A 15,620-nucleotide genomic window follows, 5' to 3' on the forward strand; every position below is an offset into this window, starting at 1 on the left:
ATCCCGAACTCAGAAGTGAAAAGCGCCATCGCCGATGGTAGTGTGGGAGATCCCATGTGAGAGTAGGTCGTCGTCAAGCTTTAAATTAAGAAGGCCCTGATAGCTAACGCTGTCAGGGCTTTTTTTCGTCTGGAGAAAACTCGAATACGAAGAGATTGAACCAGCTGCCCCCATCCCGCTTTTTACTCGCCACAGGCGTTCAGAAGTGACGCTTTATTCGCCGCGGGCGCTCGCCATCGACGATGGTCGTCCTACTAGGGGATAAGCATCCCGCAAGGGGATAAATATCATCAAGCTTTAAATTAAGAAGGCCCTGATAGCTAACGCTGTCGGGGCTTTCTTCGAATTAAGGAAATGTGAAGTCACCTTAGTAAAGCAGCGTAGTTAGCTGCTTTGTGTTCGGTTACTTGCGATTATTCTTTGGTACAACGCGTCAGCGTGAATCCAGTAGCAAATAAAACGTGTGCTTAGTTGTCTGTGCGAAGGTGTGAATGTGCGTTCTGGAAGTGTGTATGAGGGGATTGCCAAAATAAAAAGCCCTGAAAGTTGCTCTGCTCATAATAGTGAGCGGCTTACTTTCAGGGCTTTGTTGGAGCTAGTTCTAATTACTGTTGATTAAACTCAGTTAAGATTTCATTGTAACGGCCAGAGCCTTGAAGTGATATTAGGCCCTTATTAAAAGCATCACGAAGTGCTTCTGCATTTTGAGCTGATTTTGGTATCAATAGATATAAGTCATTTTCTTCTAAAGGAGGAAGAAGGATTTGTAGTTGAGAACCATCAATACCAGCAGCTTTAGCAGCTTCTTTTGCAACAGCTAAGCTATCTGCATATAGTTGAACTTCACCGGAATCTAGTGCTTTAACGGCATCAGAAACTTCTGCGTATTCCTTAATTTTTGAGAACGGAAAGTTATCAAATGATTCACCGATTACAGTTCCTTTCAGTTTAGCAATAGTGTATTGATCAAGCTCTTCAAATGAAGAGTAATTGCTCTGAGGAAAATCTGGCTTCTTGATTAGGCCAGCAAGAACGGTATAGATAGGAATTGAGAAATAGTAATCTTTTGCTCTTTCTTCTGAGTAATAACCGCCGACAATCGCGTCTTTATCACCATTTTTCGCGTTGTCCAATGCATTTTGCCAGCCTGTGAATTCGATTGTAGAGTCATAACCTGATTCAGCAAGCGCTTCTTCTACAATGGCTGTAATGAAGCCGCCTTTCTCTAGGCTTTCTGCATAGAATGGCGGCCAGTTCATTGTAGTGAGTTCAACGGTTTGAGCTTGTACTGTAAGAGGGATTGTTAATGCTAGAGCCGAAAAAAACTTTGTTAATTTGTTCATAACATGATCCTGTCATTATGGAAGAAATTTTCGTAATTATTACTCATTCTATTTGATGTTTTGTATGTTTAATATACAAGTGTCGTTAATAGGTTGAGTACAGTCGTATTTATAAGGCTAGTAAACAAACTCTGTTTAGATTAATAATTATTCCAGTTTAGAGAGGGGCTTTTGATAATCTTTAGCCATATTACAAACTTTAAGCTGATAATATGAAGTAAAGTATTGTTATTACTTGAAAGCTAGTGTGCTTGATTGTAAGGGTATGAATAAGTTTTTTGTAAAAAAAAGCCCAGCTTGAGATGCTGGGCTTTTATGTATATGTATAGTGGTGCTTTGAATTATCGAGTATTGTCAGCTAACTCACTAAGTAGTACTCGTTGAGCGCTACGATATTCACCTTTTCTTGGTTTGGATAACTGATATGAGCCATCGCTTTGTAGAATCCAGCTTTGCGTATTATCTGTTAGGTAATATTCAAGTTCCTTTTTCACTCGGCGAGTCTGTTTATAATCCTGAAGAGGGAAGGCGACTTCAATGCGGTTGTTTAAGTTTCGATCCATACCATCGGCGCTGGATAGATAAACCTGAGGATTACGGTTGTTGTAGAAGTAATACACTCGGGTGTGTTCTAGGAATCGCCCGATGACACTTCTCACGCGAATATTGGAAGAAATTCCTTTGATTCCTGGACGTAATGTACAGATACCGCGAACAATTAGGTCTATTTTTACCCCTGCTTGAGACGCTTTATAAAGAGATTGAACCAGTCTTTGTTCTGTTAACGAATTCACTTTAATGATGATCCGAGATGGGTCACCTTTAAGTGCGTTTTCTGCTTCTCTGTTTATCATGTCTAACAAACGGTCACGAAGAGTGAAAGGAGCGTGTAATAGCTTCTTCACTTTTAATTCTTTGCTCATCCCTGTGAGCTGCTGGAAAACGCGATGAACATCATCGCCAATCTCTTTATCGCAGGTCATAAAGCTATAGTCTGTGTAGAGACGAGCATTACCTGCGTGATAGTTACCTGTGCCTAGGTGAACGTAACGAGTTAGGTCTGCGCCTTCTCTACGGACGATTAGGATCATTTTTGCATGGGTTTTATGACGAACAACACCATAGACAACAATGGCACCAGCGTCCTGTAAGCGGCTTGCTAAGGCTAAGTTTTCTGCTTCATCAAAGCGAGCGCGTAATTCGATGACCACAGTGACTTCTTTGCCGTTACGAGCGGCCTCAACCAATGCATTGGCAATCGGCGAGCGAGACCCCGTTCTGTATAACGTCTGACGAATAGCGACAACGCTTGGATCTTTTGCTGCTTCGCTCAATAAATCAATAACAGGCGAAAAGCTTTCAAACGGATGCATCAGCAGATAATCACGTTGGCGAATCGCCTCGAATAACCCGCCAGAGCTGGCCAGTTTTCTAGGCAAACCTGGCGAAAAAGGAGGGTACATTAGGTCTGGGCGATCAACTAATTCTAGTACAGCCATAAGACGGCTAAGATTCACTGGACCATCAATGCGATACAAATCTTGCTGTTCTAAATCAAATTGCTTTAGCAAAGAGTCGACGATATGAAGAGGGCAGTTTTCGGCAATTTCTAATCGCACCGAACTACCATAATGACGACTTTGTAACTCGGTTCGCAATGCACCGGCCAGGTCGACACCGATGTCGTCGGAATCTACTTCTAAATCCGCATTACGGGTAAGGCGGAATTGGAAACAGCCTTTGACTGTCATTCCAGGGAATAACTGATCCGCATGGGCGTGAATGATAGAAGAAAGAAAGACAAGGTTATCCCCGCCTTCACACACTTCGTCTGGTAATTTGACCAAACGAGGTAGCGAGCTTGGTGCTGGAACAATGGCGAGACCATTTTCTCGTCCAAAAGCATCGCGACCTTCTAATTCAACAACAAAGTTAAACGTTTTGTTTGCTAGTCTTGGAAATGGGTGTGCTGGATCGAGTCCAATTGGACTGATGATGGGCAACACATTGTCACGGAAATAGCGTTTTACCCAAGCCGCTTGTTTCTCATTCCAGACGGTGCGGCGAATGAATTTTACATTTTCAGTCGCCAGTTTAGGCAAAATGATATCGTTGAGAATACGGTACTGGCGACGTACCAGCTTGTGGGCATGGTCGCTAATTAACCCAAGCACTTTTTTCGGGTGCATGCCGTCTGGGCCATTTTTTTCACGGCTGTATTCTAATTGGCTTTTTAGACCCGCTACACGGATTTCGAAAAATTCATCCATGTTTGAGCTAAAGATACACAGAAACATCAATCTGTTTAGGATTGGGTGGTTTTCATCCATAGCTTGTTCAAGCACGCGCGCGTTAAATTGTAGGTGGCTTAACTCGCGGTTGAAGTAGAGTTCAGGATCAGCCAAGTCAATCTCTTCAGGTAAGCGTTCTTCAATTGCTACCTTATTAGGATCTTGTGGTTGTTCAGGAATGGGCTCTAAAACAAGCTCTGCATCCAATTCTAAAGGTGGACTAGGAATTGGTTCTTTTTTATCTATTTCGTTCACCGACTGCTCAGACATGCGCTTTAATTCTCTCTAAATACCGTTTTATTGTGTTGTTGGTATCATTGTTCCTTTGCCTACAGTATGTAGGCATATGATAACAAATTACACCAACGCAGCCTGCTGGTCACCGATTCTGTGTGTTTATTTGTACTAAAAGGCGTTAGCTTTTAGATTTCAGCAGGCGTGCTGCATCTTTTGCAAAGTAAGTTAGGATGCCATCTGCACCAGCGCGTTTGAACACTAGGAGTGATTCCATCATTACCGTATCTTTGTCTAGCCAACCATTTTGAAAGGCGGCCATGTGCATTGCGTACTCTCCGCTTACTTGATAAGCAAACGTTGGTACTTCAAGTTCTGTTTTTACTCGGCGGACAATATCTAAATAAGGCATGCCGGGTTTTACCATGACCATATCCGCGCCTTCCTCGATATCCAACATGACTTCGCGGATCGCTTCGTTAGAGTTAGCGGGATCAATCTGGTAGGTAAATTTATTGCCTTTACCAAGGTTGCCACTTGAGCCAATCGCGTCACGGAATGGGCCGTAATAAGCCGAAGCGTATTTAGCGGCATAGGCCATGATCAAAGTGTTAATAAGGCCTTCAGCTTCAAGTTCATCACGGATTTCGCCAATTCGTCCGTCCATCATGTCGGATGGCGCAACAACATCTGCACCAGCTTTAGCATGTGAAAGGGCTTGTTTTACAAGAGTGTCGACTGTGATGTCATTCAAGACGTAGCCTGAATCATCAATAATGCCGTCTTGTCCGTGTGTGGTATAAGGGTCTAGCGCTACATCTGTTAATACACCAAGTTCCGGGAAAGCTTCTTTTAAGGCACGAACGGCGCGTTGGATTAAACCATTTGGATTATAGGCTTCTTCGGCGTGAAGTGATTTCTTGTCGGCTTCGATGTAGGGAAACAAAGCAATGGTAGGAATGCCCAGTTCAACTAATTCTTCAGCTTCTTTCAACAATAAGTCGATGGAAACACGATCAATGTTTGGCATGGAGGGAATGGCTTCACGCACATTATTGCCTTCAAGAACAAACATCGGGTAGATTAAATCGTCTACTGTAAGGTGATGTTCGCGCATCAGACGGCGAGAAAAATCATTTTTACGCATGCGACGCATACGAGTGTATGGAAATGTCATCCAATATCTCTCCTTTTCGCTGTGTAGGAATGTACTTTACTATTGTTACAATATTAAGTCAGTGCTAGATGAAAAGCTTTGTGTTAGGACAAAACTTTACGGATTTCTAGCACTTAGTCTTTGTTTATCCGTTCTTTTTTGGGTTTGAGCTTAGGCCAGTTGTGCTTCGGCTTCTTCTAGCTCCTCTTGCGCTTCGAACCAAGCTTCTTCACTCTCCGCTTGGGCTTTTTTCCATTTCGCTTCGTCACTTAGTAAGCTTTGCAATTTGTCTCTTTGGTCTGCCTCGTAAAGAGTGGAATCAGCCATTTCTTGCGCAATGCGATCAAGGTGCTCTTGTGCTGCTTGAGCGGCCTTTTCATATTTTTCTATTTGCTTGCGAAGTGGGCGAAGCTTTTCACGCATTTCTGCGGCTTTGCGGCGCTCTTCCTTGCGGTCTACTTTGTCTATTTTGTCGACTGCTAATTCGCCTTTTTCAAGTTGTGCAGCACTGGCTTGTCGTGCTTGCAGCCATGCATGGTACGTCGGTAAATCGCCATCGAACGCTTGGATTTGATGGTCAGCGACAAGATAAAATTCATCAACCGTACTATTAAGAAGGTGGCGGTCGTGGGATACCAGCAGGATTGAGCCAGGAAATTCTTGTAGGGCTTCTGTTAGCGCTTGGCGCATCTCTATGTCCAAGTGGTTGGTTGGCTCATCGAGTACTAATAGGTTTGGTTTGGTCCAAGAAATTAACGCTAAGGCCAAGCGTGCTTTTTCACCGCCTGAAAAGCCTTTGACCGCACGTAGTGCGTCGTCACCAATAAACCCAAAGCCGCCTAAGTAACGACGAATGTCACTTTCTAGTACTTTTGGTGTTAAGCGTTGAATATGTAACAGCGGCGAGGCTTCTAAATCGAGAGCGCTTAGTTGGTGCTGTGAGAAATAACCGATTTTTAAGTTTTCCCCCAAGATTCGATCACCCGCTAGAATGCCGATTTCCCCGACAATGGACTTTATTAGAGTCGATTTACCGGCGCCATTAGGTCCAAGCAGACCAATACGTTGCCCATCTCGAAGTGCGAAGTTGGTATTGCCAAGTTGAACGGTTTTCTCGCCAGTTTCGGAAGTGTAGCCCAAATCAGCTTGGGATAAATTAATCAGCAGCTGCGAGGTTTTCTCGGCAACAGGAATGGAAAATTCAAATTGTGAGTCTATGTGCGCAGGACCGATAATCTCCATCTTCTCGAGCATTTTCAAGCGGCTCTGAGCTTGTTTGGCTTTGTCAGCCTTATATCGAAAGCGGTCGACATATTGCTGTAGATGCGCACGTTTCTCTTGTTGTTTCTCATAGTTGGCTTGTTGTTGTGCTAGGTGTTCAGCACGTTGGCGCTCGTAGTCAGAATAGTTACCCTTATAAAGTACCAGTTGCTTTTGATAAAGGTGAACAATATGGCTACAAATGCCATCTAAGAAATCCCTATCATGGGATATCAATAGTAAGGTGCCTGGGTATTGGCGTAGCCAGTTTTCCAGCCACATCACGGCATCCAAATCCAAGTGGTTGGTAGGCTCATCTAGCAAAAGGACGTCGGAAGGGCACATTAAAGCTTTGGCAAGGTTAAGACGAATTCGCCAACCACCCGAGAAGTCCGACACAGGTCTTTGCATGTCTGACATCTTGAAACCTAGGCCTTGTAGTAGTGTCTCGCCACGTGATTGTGCTGTATAGCCATGAGCATTTTCGTATTCGCCTAGCCAGCTAGCATGAGCATGGTCGTCTCCACTCGCCTGTGCTTTAGCAATATTATTTTCTATCTCTCTGAGTTTGTCGTCGCCATCTAGGCAATAATCCAAAGCACTGCGTTGTGTTTCTTCTACTTCTTGAGCCATAAAGGCGATACGGCGTTGGCCCGGAAGTATTACTTCCCCTGTGTCAGCATGTAGCTCACCTTTAATCATGGCGAATAAAGAGGATTTGCCTGCGCCATTGGCACCAATAAGACCGACTTTTTGACCTTCGAAAATGGTGAGGTCAGTGTCTTCAAGGAGGAACTGAGTACCGCGCTGTAAACTAACTTCAGTAAATTGGATCATAAAAACTAGGAATCTCTTATCTCTAATTAATGAGAAGTGATGTTGGCTGCTTTAAGCTTTTTTTCAATAAAAAGTACAATATGAACATTTTAGAGTGCCGACAGACTAAACGAAATAGCAAGCGTGCATATTCCCAGTTTATACACGGTTTAAAGTGGATGATTAGTCGCCCCAAGGGTAAAATAGCGACAATATTAATTTGAACTTTTTAAGTCGGGCTTTTTTAGTCTGATCAAGGTGTGTCTAGTGAACAATGTAACTATCAATGAAATTCAGCGTTTTTCCTTTGATAACAGTAATGTCCGTGGCGAGCGAGTATTGCTGAACGACGCGTATCAAGAAATTATTAAACGTAAAGAGTACCCGCTGTCGCTAGAAAAGCTCTTAGGTGAGTTTGTCGCAGCAATCGCCTTGTTAAGGGATATTATCAAAATAGACGGCGTGTTATCGATTCAAGCGAAGGGTAATGGCTTTTTGTCTACCTTGATGACGGAATGTGATGAAAATCAAAACCTGCGTGGTATTGCTCAGTGGGATGATAACCAAGAAGTACCTGAAGTCATTTCTTTAAAAGAAGTGCTTGAGGGTGGTTATTTAGCGATTACTATCCAGCCACGTAATGGGCAGCGTTATCAAGGTATCGTTGAGATTATTGGCGACACTTTGTCCGAATGTCTTGAACAGTATTTTTCCCAATCTGAACAGTTACCAAGCCGAGTATGGCTAGCTGCGAATGGCGCACAATGTGGTGGTCTGTTCTTGCAGCGTTTGCCGGCCGAGCAAGCAAAAGAAGGAGATGAAGATGCGTGGGATCGTTTGACTCACCTAGCGTCTACGGTCAAAGAAGACGAATTGCTTGGCCTTGAAACAGGTGAGCTACTTCATCGCCTATATCATGAAGAAGAAGTTCGCTTATACGACAGCAAAGTCATGCAGTTCGGCTGTTCATGCTCTCGTCAACGTACTCTAGATGCCGTCATGTCCTTGGGTGCAGAAGAGGTTCGTGAGATTTTAATTGAGCAAGGTTGTATAAAAGTCGACTGTCAGTTCTGTGCGGAAAAATATGAATTCAAAGAGGAAGATTTAATCGACTCTTTAGGCGATCAAGCTCAAACGCATTAATCTTTAAACGTGGCGTGACTAACAAGGTCGCGCCACGAAATAATGCCAATGACATGGTCTTCGTTGTCGGTTACTGGTAGACAGGAAATGTCTACTTTCTTTAACCAAGCGACAATCTCTTCTATCGGTGTTTCTGCTTTTACCACAATCGGTTGTCGGGTCATGACCTGATGTGCCGCGCGATTTAACGTGTCTAAGTCTCTTGGTTGCTCAGAGACACTGTCTATAAAAGGGCTGATGAGGCGCAATAAATCTCTATCGGAAATGATACCAACCAGTTTTCCTTTTTCTATAACGGGTAGATGGTGGAAGCCATTTGTTTCCATAATTTGTCTGACATTGGGTAAGCGTTCATCCATTTCGACACAGATGACATTCTTCACCATGATATCTTTCGCTTTCATAGCCACACTCCCCAGCACATAAAATATAGAATTTAGTATATTTATACTGAACATTACTTTTTAAATATAGCAGCAAAATCGAAGCATGTTTTTTCTTAATGTTGTTAACATCGTCTTTCTTGTCGCTAAAGTCAATAAAATGACCACTATTGTGAAAGTTGAATTGTGAATATATCTACATTCTTATACTAAGGTCTCAAGACATTACTTTTAAAATCCGTATAATTGAATCACACCTGCTCAGAATCCCTTATTAAGCTGATTTTCTATTGTACTGTCAGCGTACGAGCAAAGGCGTTCTGAGGAGAGGGTGGAGAAAGTAAAGTAGTACATTCATAAATACTGCTGCTGGCCAAAAGCTCCTTTTCTGTATCCCTCTCAAATTCACAATTGGCTATGACACGGCGAAATCATATGACCTCAAATTCTGTAGACGTTTTACTAGTCGGGGGCGGTGCCATGAGCACCACCCTAGGAGTGTTACTAAAGCAATTGGATCCTAGCATGACCATACTAATGGTTGAGCGTTTAGGAGGTGTAGCAAAGGAAAGTACCGATGGTTGGAACAATGCCGGTACAGGCCATGCTGCATACTGCGAACTTAACTATACTTCCGAAAATACGGATGGCTCTGTCAATATAGACAAAGCGGTCACAATTAACGCTGCCTTTGAGATCAGTCTTCAGTTTTGGTCTTATCTTGTAAAGCAAGGCTTGATGCCAGCGCCTCAGGAGTTTATTCATCGTGTGCCGCATCAGAGTTTTGTATGGGGACAGCGTAACGTTGACATGTTAAAAGCACGTCATGCCGCAATGAGTGCCCATCCTGCTTTCAAAGAAATGCAATACACAGAAGACCGTGAAAAAATGAAAGAATGGATGCCTCTTGTCATGAATAACCGTGATGACAGTGAACCACTTGCTGCCACACGAATCGAACATGGCGCAGATGTAAACTTTGGCGCCATTGCTCGTAACATGAGCAAGCATTTAGAAGGCTTAGATAACTTTGAGTTAAGCCTAAACTGCGAAGTTAAAGATTTGCAAAAACGATCTGATGGCCGCTGGGATGTTGAAATTGAGCAAAGTGGTGCTCGTAAAACCATTGATGCGAAATTTGTTTTCCTAGGTGCCGGTGGTGGCGCTTTGCCTTTGCTACAGAAAGCAGAAGTTAAGGAAGGTAAAGGTTTTGGTGGTTTCCCTGTAAGTGGTCAGTGGTTAGTGTGTGAGAAACCAGAGTTGGTTGAACAGCATTTTGCCAAAGTATATGGCGCTGCGCCTATAGGTGCGCCTCCGATGTCAGTGCCTCACTTGGATACGCGTATTATCGACGGAAAAAAAGCCATTTTGTTTGGTCCATTTGCTGGTTTTACGACGAAGTTCCTAAAAACAGGTTCATTTTTTGATTTGCCTAAGAGTGTTCGCTTTAGCAACATCAAGCCAATGTTAAGCGTTGGTAAGAATAATATGGACCTAACTCGCTACTTGATCAGTGAAGTTATGCAATCTCATAAAGACCGTTGTAATTCTTTACGTCAGTTTTTCCCTGATGCGAAAGATGAAGACTGGGAGCTTGCATACGCTGGGCAACGTGTCCAAATTATCAAGAAAGATGATAAATTGGGCGGGAAACTTGAATTCGGAACCGAAGCAATTACAACTGAAGATGGTTCTCTTGCCGCTTTGTTAGGTGCTTCTCCAGGGGCTTCTACGACAGTGAATACTATGATTGGTATTTTAGAGCGTTGTTTCCCAGAGCGTATCGAATCGCCTGAGTGGAAAGGGAAAATGAAAGAAATGGTACCTTCTTACGGTGAATCACTGGTAGAAAATACCGACTTACTTCTTTCTATTCGAGCGAATACATTAGAGACGCTGAACTTAAAGCCTTAACGTAATTTACCTTGATAGAGTACGTTTTCAAAAAGCTGGGAATACCCAGCTTTTTTGTATATTAAATTAATATCATCATTGTGAGATTGAATATGACAATAACCTTTGCTGAGCGCGCAGATCAGTTGTGTGACAGATTACGAGATATGGAGCACCAAGCAGAAGAGGGCGATCAGCTATTTTACTGCGCTTATCTTCTAGGTCTTTTGGGCTTACATAGTAGTACAGAAGGAGTAGGGAGTGATGAGTTTGACCAAGCTTTCACTGAGATCTTGCAAGACACGCTGGAAGCCGAAGGTGTAACCGATGGCGATCAGGAAAATATTAAAGCGTTGTGGGAAACCGTCAATTCCGCCGCTTAGTGATTGATGATGTACGAGTAAATAAAAAGGGAGCACCAAATACGTTTGGTGCTCCCTTTTTTGATCAACCACATTTAGCTGATAGCAGCCTGATCAATTTCAATCTGTGAGACTAGAGCGCTGGCTTATCTGGGTGCGGAGCATAAGCAAAAACGTCTGAAAAGCAGTTTTCTTTGCTAAGACCTTTTAGTTCCAATTGATCAAAAGTGCCATACACCATGCCAACGGAACCGCTGATAAAGGCGGCACTTTTACTTAGATCTGGATGATCTTCCAGAACTGCTTCATATAGCCAGCCACTGCGACCATGCCAAGCGTCGCCCGTTTCGTTCACTATAACGTCTAGCGTAAATGGAGTGTACTTGTGTGCTTCTTCTAACCACTCTTGAGCAAAAACATCTTCTGAAGTTCTCAGTCCCCAGTAGAACGAGACATGGCCAGTAAAATTCTGCTCGACTAAATGACTATACAAACTTTTAATTTGAGCAAAACCGGTTCCGCCAGCAATGAGTAAAATGTTTTCTGGATTTGAGTCCAGAATACCATTTGCAATATGGCAGTCACCGCCCGGCGCTTTAACGGTAATGTTATCGCTGGACTTGATGTGTTCAACTACCTTATTAGCAAGAGAAGCGGAGTCAGAGACAAGAACATACAGCGTTAAATAAGGTAGTTCGTGTGGAGCGCTACCAATGGAATAAGGAACTTGCTCGCCAGTTGGCAATACCACCATCAGATATTGACCAGCCTCGAAGGTTAGGTTTTCTACTTTTAAGGTAATCTGATATACATTTTTTTGGATTAATTCAACAGCATTTACCGTCGCGGTGATCTCTTTCATTTAAACGACTCCAATATAAGTCACGCTCACTTTAAGGTCGTGGCGGTGGAATTAGGTTGATTCTTTAAGTAAAAAAAAACCACTTCAGGAAGTGGCTTTTTTACCGCAGACTTTTTGCTGCAGAAATAACTACTTACTTATTTTTGCCTTTCATTGACTCAAAAAACTCATCATTGGTTTGAGTCACTTTTAGACGGTCAATCAAAAATTCTGTTGCTGCAACATCTTCCATAGGGTTCAACAGTTTACGAAGAATCCACATACGTTGAAGCTCGTCTTCAGAGGTCAGCAAGTCTTCACGACGAGTACCAGAGCGACGGATGTTGATGGCAGGGAAAGTGCGTTTCTCAGCAATTTTACGATCTAGGTGCAATTCGGAGTTACCAGTACCTTTGAATTCTTCAAAGATAACTTCATCCATTTTAGAACCCGTATCGACAAGAGCCGTTGCAATAATAGTTAAGCTACCGCCTTCTTCGATATTACGTGCCGCACCAAAGAAACGTTTTGGACGTTCTAGTGCGTTTGCATCCACACCACCTGTCAATACTTTGCCTGATGACGGGATAACAGTGTTGTAGGCACGAGCCAAACGTGTGATGGAATCCAACAGGATCACAACATCGCGTTTGTGTTCAACTAAGCGTTTTGCTTTTTCGATAACCATTTCAGCGACTTGAACATGGCGTGCTGGTGGCTCATCAAACGTAGAGGCAACCACTTCACCGCGAACAGTACGAGACATTTCGGTTACTTCTTCAGGACGTTCGTCAATCAGCAACACAATTAAATGACATTCAGGGTTGTTACGAGTAATGGCATTGGCAATGTTCTGCAACATGAATGTTTTACCCGCTTTTGGCGGAGAAACGACCAATGCACGCTGACCTTTACCCATTGGGGCAACAAGATCAATGATACGAGATGTTACGTCTTCAGTAGAGCCGTTGCCAGCTTCCATCAATAAGCGTTCATCAGGGAATAGAGGTGTTAAGTTTTCAAAAAGAATTTTGTTACGAACGCTTTCTGGCTTATCAAAGTTGATTTCGTTGACTTTTAGTAGAGCAAAGTAACGTTCGCCATCTTTAGGTGGACGAATTTTTCCGGCAATAGTATCGCCAGTTCGTAGATTGAAGCGTCGGATTTGGCTTGGTGATACATAAATGTCGTCCGGGCCTGCTAAGTATGAACAGTCAGGTGAACGAAGGAAGCCAAAGCCATCTTGAAGAATCTCTAAGATACCGTCGCCATAAATGTCTTCCCCACCTTTTGCATGACGCTTTAGGATTGCGAAAATGACATCTTGCTTACGCGAACGAGCCATGTTGTCTAGGCCCATCTCTGCTGCGATTTCTAAAAGTTCGTGTACTGATTTCTGTTTTAAGTCGGTAAGGTTCATAAACGGGTTTTGTATTTGCTCATTTGAGGAAAATTGACGGAATTAGAGTTAATCAATTAATAACAATAATTTGTGTCTGGAAGTATTTTACAATGTATCAGCTACTCGGCATTAAAAACAAAGAACAAGATGGTTATAATTTTGTTCTGGTTTAAACAAGCCCGGATAGGGCAAAAGCCAATACAGCGCGAAACAATTTGATTGGGATCTAAATGTGATCTGGTTACTGATTTATCACTATCGAGACCATCCATACTATAGTTCGACTTAAAGGCGAGGTCTATAGTGAAACTCAGGAAAAAAACACTTTCTGGTAATTTTTTGATCAAACACAGGTTTTCCGCGGCTTCAGCGGAGTGTTTTTTTAAAATTAAAGCATTAACGGGTCTTGATTTTCATTAAAAGGCGCTAAATTTTATAAAAAATTCATCAAATACTCCGTTGTTTTTGGTATTTTGTAGCCAATGACATCAGTAAGTAACTGATATACTCTTGTGCTTATTAAGACTTCGGCATCATAAGGCTTTCTGAATGCAATCACTCTTTTTGCAACAATCTCATGACTTCCCATTTGAAAAAATTGCGGCCATAGACTTAGGGTCAAACAGTTTTCATATGGTTATCGCTCAAGTAACTCATGGGCAGTTAAGAATTACTGGAGAATTTGGGGAAAAGGTTCAGTTGGCCGCAGGTTTGGTTAATGGTCATTTGGATGACGATTCCCAACAGCGAGGATTGGATTGTTTAGCGCAATTTGCTCAAGTCATTGAAGATATGCCGCCAGGCTCTGTTCGAGTGGTGGGAACCAATGCTTTGCGGGTTGCCAAAAACCGCTACGACTTCATTGGCAAAGCAATGGACATCATGAGCCATCCTGTCGAAATTATAGCCGGTCGAGAAGAAGCTCGTCTTATTTATGTGGGTGTCTCTAGAACCATGGACCATGGTGACGCCCAACGTCTAGTGGTGGATATTGGCGGCGGCAGTACCGAATTTATCATTGGTAAGCACTTAGAGCCAATCTTAACGGAAAGCCTCCACATGGGCTGTGTGAGTTTCAAGCAACGTTTTTTTGATGATGGGGTGATTAATAAATCTAATTTTCAGAAAGCGGTAACCGCAGCGCGTTTAGAGCTACTCAGTATTCAAGATGATTATATTGATGAAACTTGGGATGTGGCAATTGGTTCGTCTGGTACAGCTAAAGCGGCTTTTAATATTGTTAAGGAAAACAATTGGAGCAAAAAGGGCATTACACCAAAGGCTCTGAAGCAAATCCAAAAAGCGCTATTTGCTGCTGGCCATTCCGATAACATTGACTTGCCAGGTCTTAAGCCTGAACGAAAAAGTACCTTTGCTGCAGGTATCGCTATATTAACGGCCGTGTTTGAGTGCTTTGACATTAAACAAATGGATTTCTCTAGCGGCGCATTAAGAGAAGGTGTGCTGTACGACATCATGGGACGTTACGCTGAAACCGATATTCGTGAGCGTACTGTTAACTATATGTTGAACCAATATCATATCGATACAGAGCAAGCAAAACTCGTCACACATACGGCTTTATCTGCATTGGCTCAAGTCAAAGACGATTGGAATCTTAACAGTATTTCCAGCGAAGATTTATTGCGTTGGGCGGGGCTGCTTCATGAAGTGGGGGCTGGCATTTCACACAGCCGCTATCATAAACATGGTGCTTATATTATTCGTGAATCGGATATGCCAGGATTTTCTCAGCAAGAACAGCAAGCGTTAGCGAATTTGATTCTGCGACATCGTCGTAAGTTTACTCAGTCTTTAGATTACCGTTTTACAAAAAGTGATCAACAAGACTTAGATCGCTTATCCATTTTATTGAGATTGTCTATTTTACTGCACCACGATAGAAAAGAAGGTGACATGCCGATTTTCACCTTAAAAGCGGATGACAAAAACCTCCATGCAGAGTTCTTACCTGAATGGTTAGATAGTAGGCCCCTTACTTTAGCCAATCTTCAACGCGAAGCTGAATCTCTGGTTGTTAACGGGTACACTCTGACCTTTAGTTAAGTCTGGTAAAAAGTCGTTGCCTGAGCTTAGGTTAATTTATCAATTGATCGATACAAGGCAGCGACTTCTTCTCTCTGAAGTCCAGTGACTCGTGATAGTCGCCCAATGCTGGACGAAATTTGAATAGATTCTTTCCCTTCTTCGTCTTTCTCTTCTGATTCTTTAGGTTCAAGTTGTGTGGTTAGCAGTTGTTTTGCTCGATCAGACAGTTGAACGGAGTCTTGTGGTTGCCGCTGCGATTCTTGGCGCACAGAAGTATCTGCCGAAGCCGTCATGCTAGGCAGATACAAAGGATTGCTAGACACAGTTGAGATCGACAAAACAGCCACCCGAGATAGTTGTTTGAGATATTCTATAGAATAGTACAAAAAACGAGCTAAGTGTATGTTTGCTGCTTTTATTATCTCAAATCAAGTATGGATGCAGACA

Annotated in this window: 12 protein-coding genes and 1 rRNA gene; 5 read left to right on the forward strand and 8 right to left on the reverse strand. The window is 42.8% G+C overall.

The features are described 5' to 3' along the window. Nucleotides 1-79 (forward strand): 5S ribosomal RNA (gene rrf, locus AC2A4J_RS04415); the annotation flags it as partial. Between the two features lie 526 nt (nt 80-605). Here rrf and AC2A4J_RS04420 read toward each other — a convergent pair. The 4 genes from AC2A4J_RS04420 to AC2A4J_RS04435 all read right to left on the reverse strand — a co-directional run bounded on the left by AC2A4J_RS04420 (nt 606) and on the right by AC2A4J_RS04435 (nt 7,121). Continuing rightward, complete coding sequence (locus tag AC2A4J_RS04420; RefSeq protein WP_255826678.1) at nt 606-1,343, reverse strand: substrate-binding periplasmic protein; 738 nt, start codon at nt 1,341-1,343, stop codon at nt 606-608. A 341-nt stretch (nt 1,344-1,684) separates the two neighbouring features. After that, the gene (gene ppk1, locus AC2A4J_RS04425; protein ID WP_255826676.1) at nt 1,685-3,904 is read right to left on the reverse strand and encodes a polyphosphate kinase 1; all 2,220 of its coding nucleotides are present in this window, start codon (nt 3,902-3,904) and stop codon (nt 1,685-1,687) included. Nucleotides 3,905-4,049: 145 nt separating this feature from the next. Next, nucleotides 4,050-5,045 (reverse strand): porphobilinogen synthase, encoded by a 996-nt coding sequence (hemB, locus tag AC2A4J_RS04430; RefSeq protein ID WP_484175088.1) that lies wholly within the window; start codon nt 5,043-5,045, stop codon nt 4,050-4,052. 150 nt (nt 5,046-5,195) lie between these two features. Next, the gene (locus tag AC2A4J_RS04435; RefSeq protein ID WP_484175089.1) at nt 5,196-7,121 is read right to left on the reverse strand and encodes an ABC-F family ATP-binding cassette domain-containing protein; all 1,926 of its coding nucleotides are present in this window, start codon (nt 7,119-7,121) and stop codon (nt 5,196-5,198) included. Between the two features lie 246 nt (nt 7,122-7,367). Between AC2A4J_RS04435 and hslO the strand changes: the two genes are divergently transcribed. Next, complete coding sequence (gene hslO, locus AC2A4J_RS04440; RefSeq protein WP_255826671.1) at nt 7,368-8,243, forward strand: Hsp33 family molecular chaperone HslO; 876 nt, start codon at nt 7,368-7,370, stop codon at nt 8,241-8,243. On the opposite strand, the gene AC2A4J_RS04445 is transcribed toward hslO, so the two are convergent. Continuing rightward, a complete protein-coding gene (locus AC2A4J_RS04445; protein WP_484175090.1) occupies nt 8,240-8,647 on the reverse strand; it encodes a CBS domain-containing protein in 408 nt (135 codons plus the stop codon). The two genes, hslO and AC2A4J_RS04445, sit on opposite strands and share 4 nt — an antisense overlap. A gap of 342 nt (nt 8,648-8,989) precedes the next feature. On the opposite strand from AC2A4J_RS04445, the gene mqo reads away from it, so the two are divergent. Together mqo and AC2A4J_RS04455 are read left to right on the forward strand one after the other, a co-directional pair. Continuing rightward, nucleotides 8,990-10,540: a malate dehydrogenase (quinone) gene (mqo, locus tag AC2A4J_RS04450; protein WP_255826667.1), complete on the forward strand. Its 1,551-nt coding sequence runs from the start codon at nt 8,990-8,992 to the stop codon at nt 10,538-10,540. A gap of 92 nt (nt 10,541-10,632) precedes the next feature. Further along, nucleotides 10,633-10,902 carry a hypothetical protein gene (locus AC2A4J_RS04455; RefSeq protein WP_255826665.1) on the forward strand — a complete coding sequence of 90 codons (270 nt, stop codon included), beginning with the start codon at nt 10,633-10,635 and terminating at the stop codon, nt 10,900-10,902. Nucleotides 10,903-11,014: 112 nt separating this feature from the next. Here the strand turns inward: AC2A4J_RS04455 and AC2A4J_RS04460 are convergent, their stop codons facing one another. Then, on the reverse strand, nt 11,015-11,743 hold the full coding sequence (locus AC2A4J_RS04460) for an NAD(P)H-flavin reductase (protein WP_255826663.1): 729 nt from the start codon (nt 11,741-11,743) through the stop codon (nt 11,015-11,017). A gap of 133 nt (nt 11,744-11,876) precedes the next feature. Then, entirely contained in the window at nt 11,877-13,142 is a 1,266-nt protein-coding gene (gene rho / locus AC2A4J_RS04465) for a transcription termination factor Rho (RefSeq protein WP_255826661.1), read from the reverse strand. A gap of 531 nt (nt 13,143-13,673) precedes the next feature. Here rho and ppx point away from each other — a divergent pair. Beyond that, nucleotides 13,674-15,191, forward strand: coding sequence for an exopolyphosphatase (gene ppx, locus AC2A4J_RS04470; protein WP_484175091.1), 1,518 nt, complete (start codon nt 13,674-13,676; stop codon nt 15,189-15,191). Between the two features lie 26 nt (nt 15,192-15,217). On the opposite strand, the gene AC2A4J_RS04475 is transcribed toward ppx, so the two are convergent. Then, nucleotides 15,218-15,511 carry a hypothetical protein gene (locus AC2A4J_RS04475; protein ID WP_484175092.1) on the reverse strand — a complete coding sequence of 98 codons (294 nt, stop codon included), beginning with the start codon at nt 15,509-15,511 and terminating at the stop codon, nt 15,218-15,220. Nucleotides 15,512-15,620: the final 109 nt, after the last annotated feature.

This window comes from Marinomonas sp. ATLA20 (genome assembly GCF_057180105.1).

Excerpts from the sequence above, each read along its gene's own strand:
- ppk1 (WP_255826676.1), bottom strand. The coding sequence starts at position 3,904 with ATGTCTGAGCAGTCGGTGAACGAAATAGATAAAAAAGAACCAATTCCT.
- AC2A4J_RS04445 (WP_484175090.1), bottom strand. The coding sequence starts at position 8,647 with ATGAAAGCGAAAGATATCATGGTGAAGAATGTCATCTGTGTCGAAATG.
- AC2A4J_RS04435 (WP_484175089.1), bottom strand. The coding sequence starts at position 7,121 with ATGATCCAATTTACTGAAGTTAGTTTACAGCGCGGTACTCAGTTCCTC.
- AC2A4J_RS04455 (WP_255826665.1), top strand. The coding sequence starts at position 10,633 with ATGACAATAACCTTTGCTGAGCGCGCAGATCAGTTGTGTGACAGATTA.
- hemB (WP_484175088.1), bottom strand. The coding sequence starts at position 5,045 with ATGACATTTCCATACACTCGTATGCGTCGCATGCGTAAAAATGATTTT.
- AC2A4J_RS04420 (WP_255826678.1), bottom strand. The coding sequence starts at position 1,343 with ATGAACAAATTAACAAAGTTTTTTTCGGCTCTAGCATTAACAATCCCT.
- rho (WP_255826661.1), bottom strand. The coding sequence starts at position 13,142 with ATGAACCTTACCGACTTAAAACAGAAATCAGTACACGAACTTTTAGAA.
- AC2A4J_RS04460 (WP_255826663.1), bottom strand. The coding sequence starts at position 11,743 with ATGAAAGAGATCACCGCGACGGTAAATGCTGTTGAATTAATCCAAAAA.
- ppx (WP_484175091.1), top strand. The coding sequence starts at position 13,674 with ATGCAATCACTCTTTTTGCAACAATCTCATGACTTCCCATTTGAAAAA.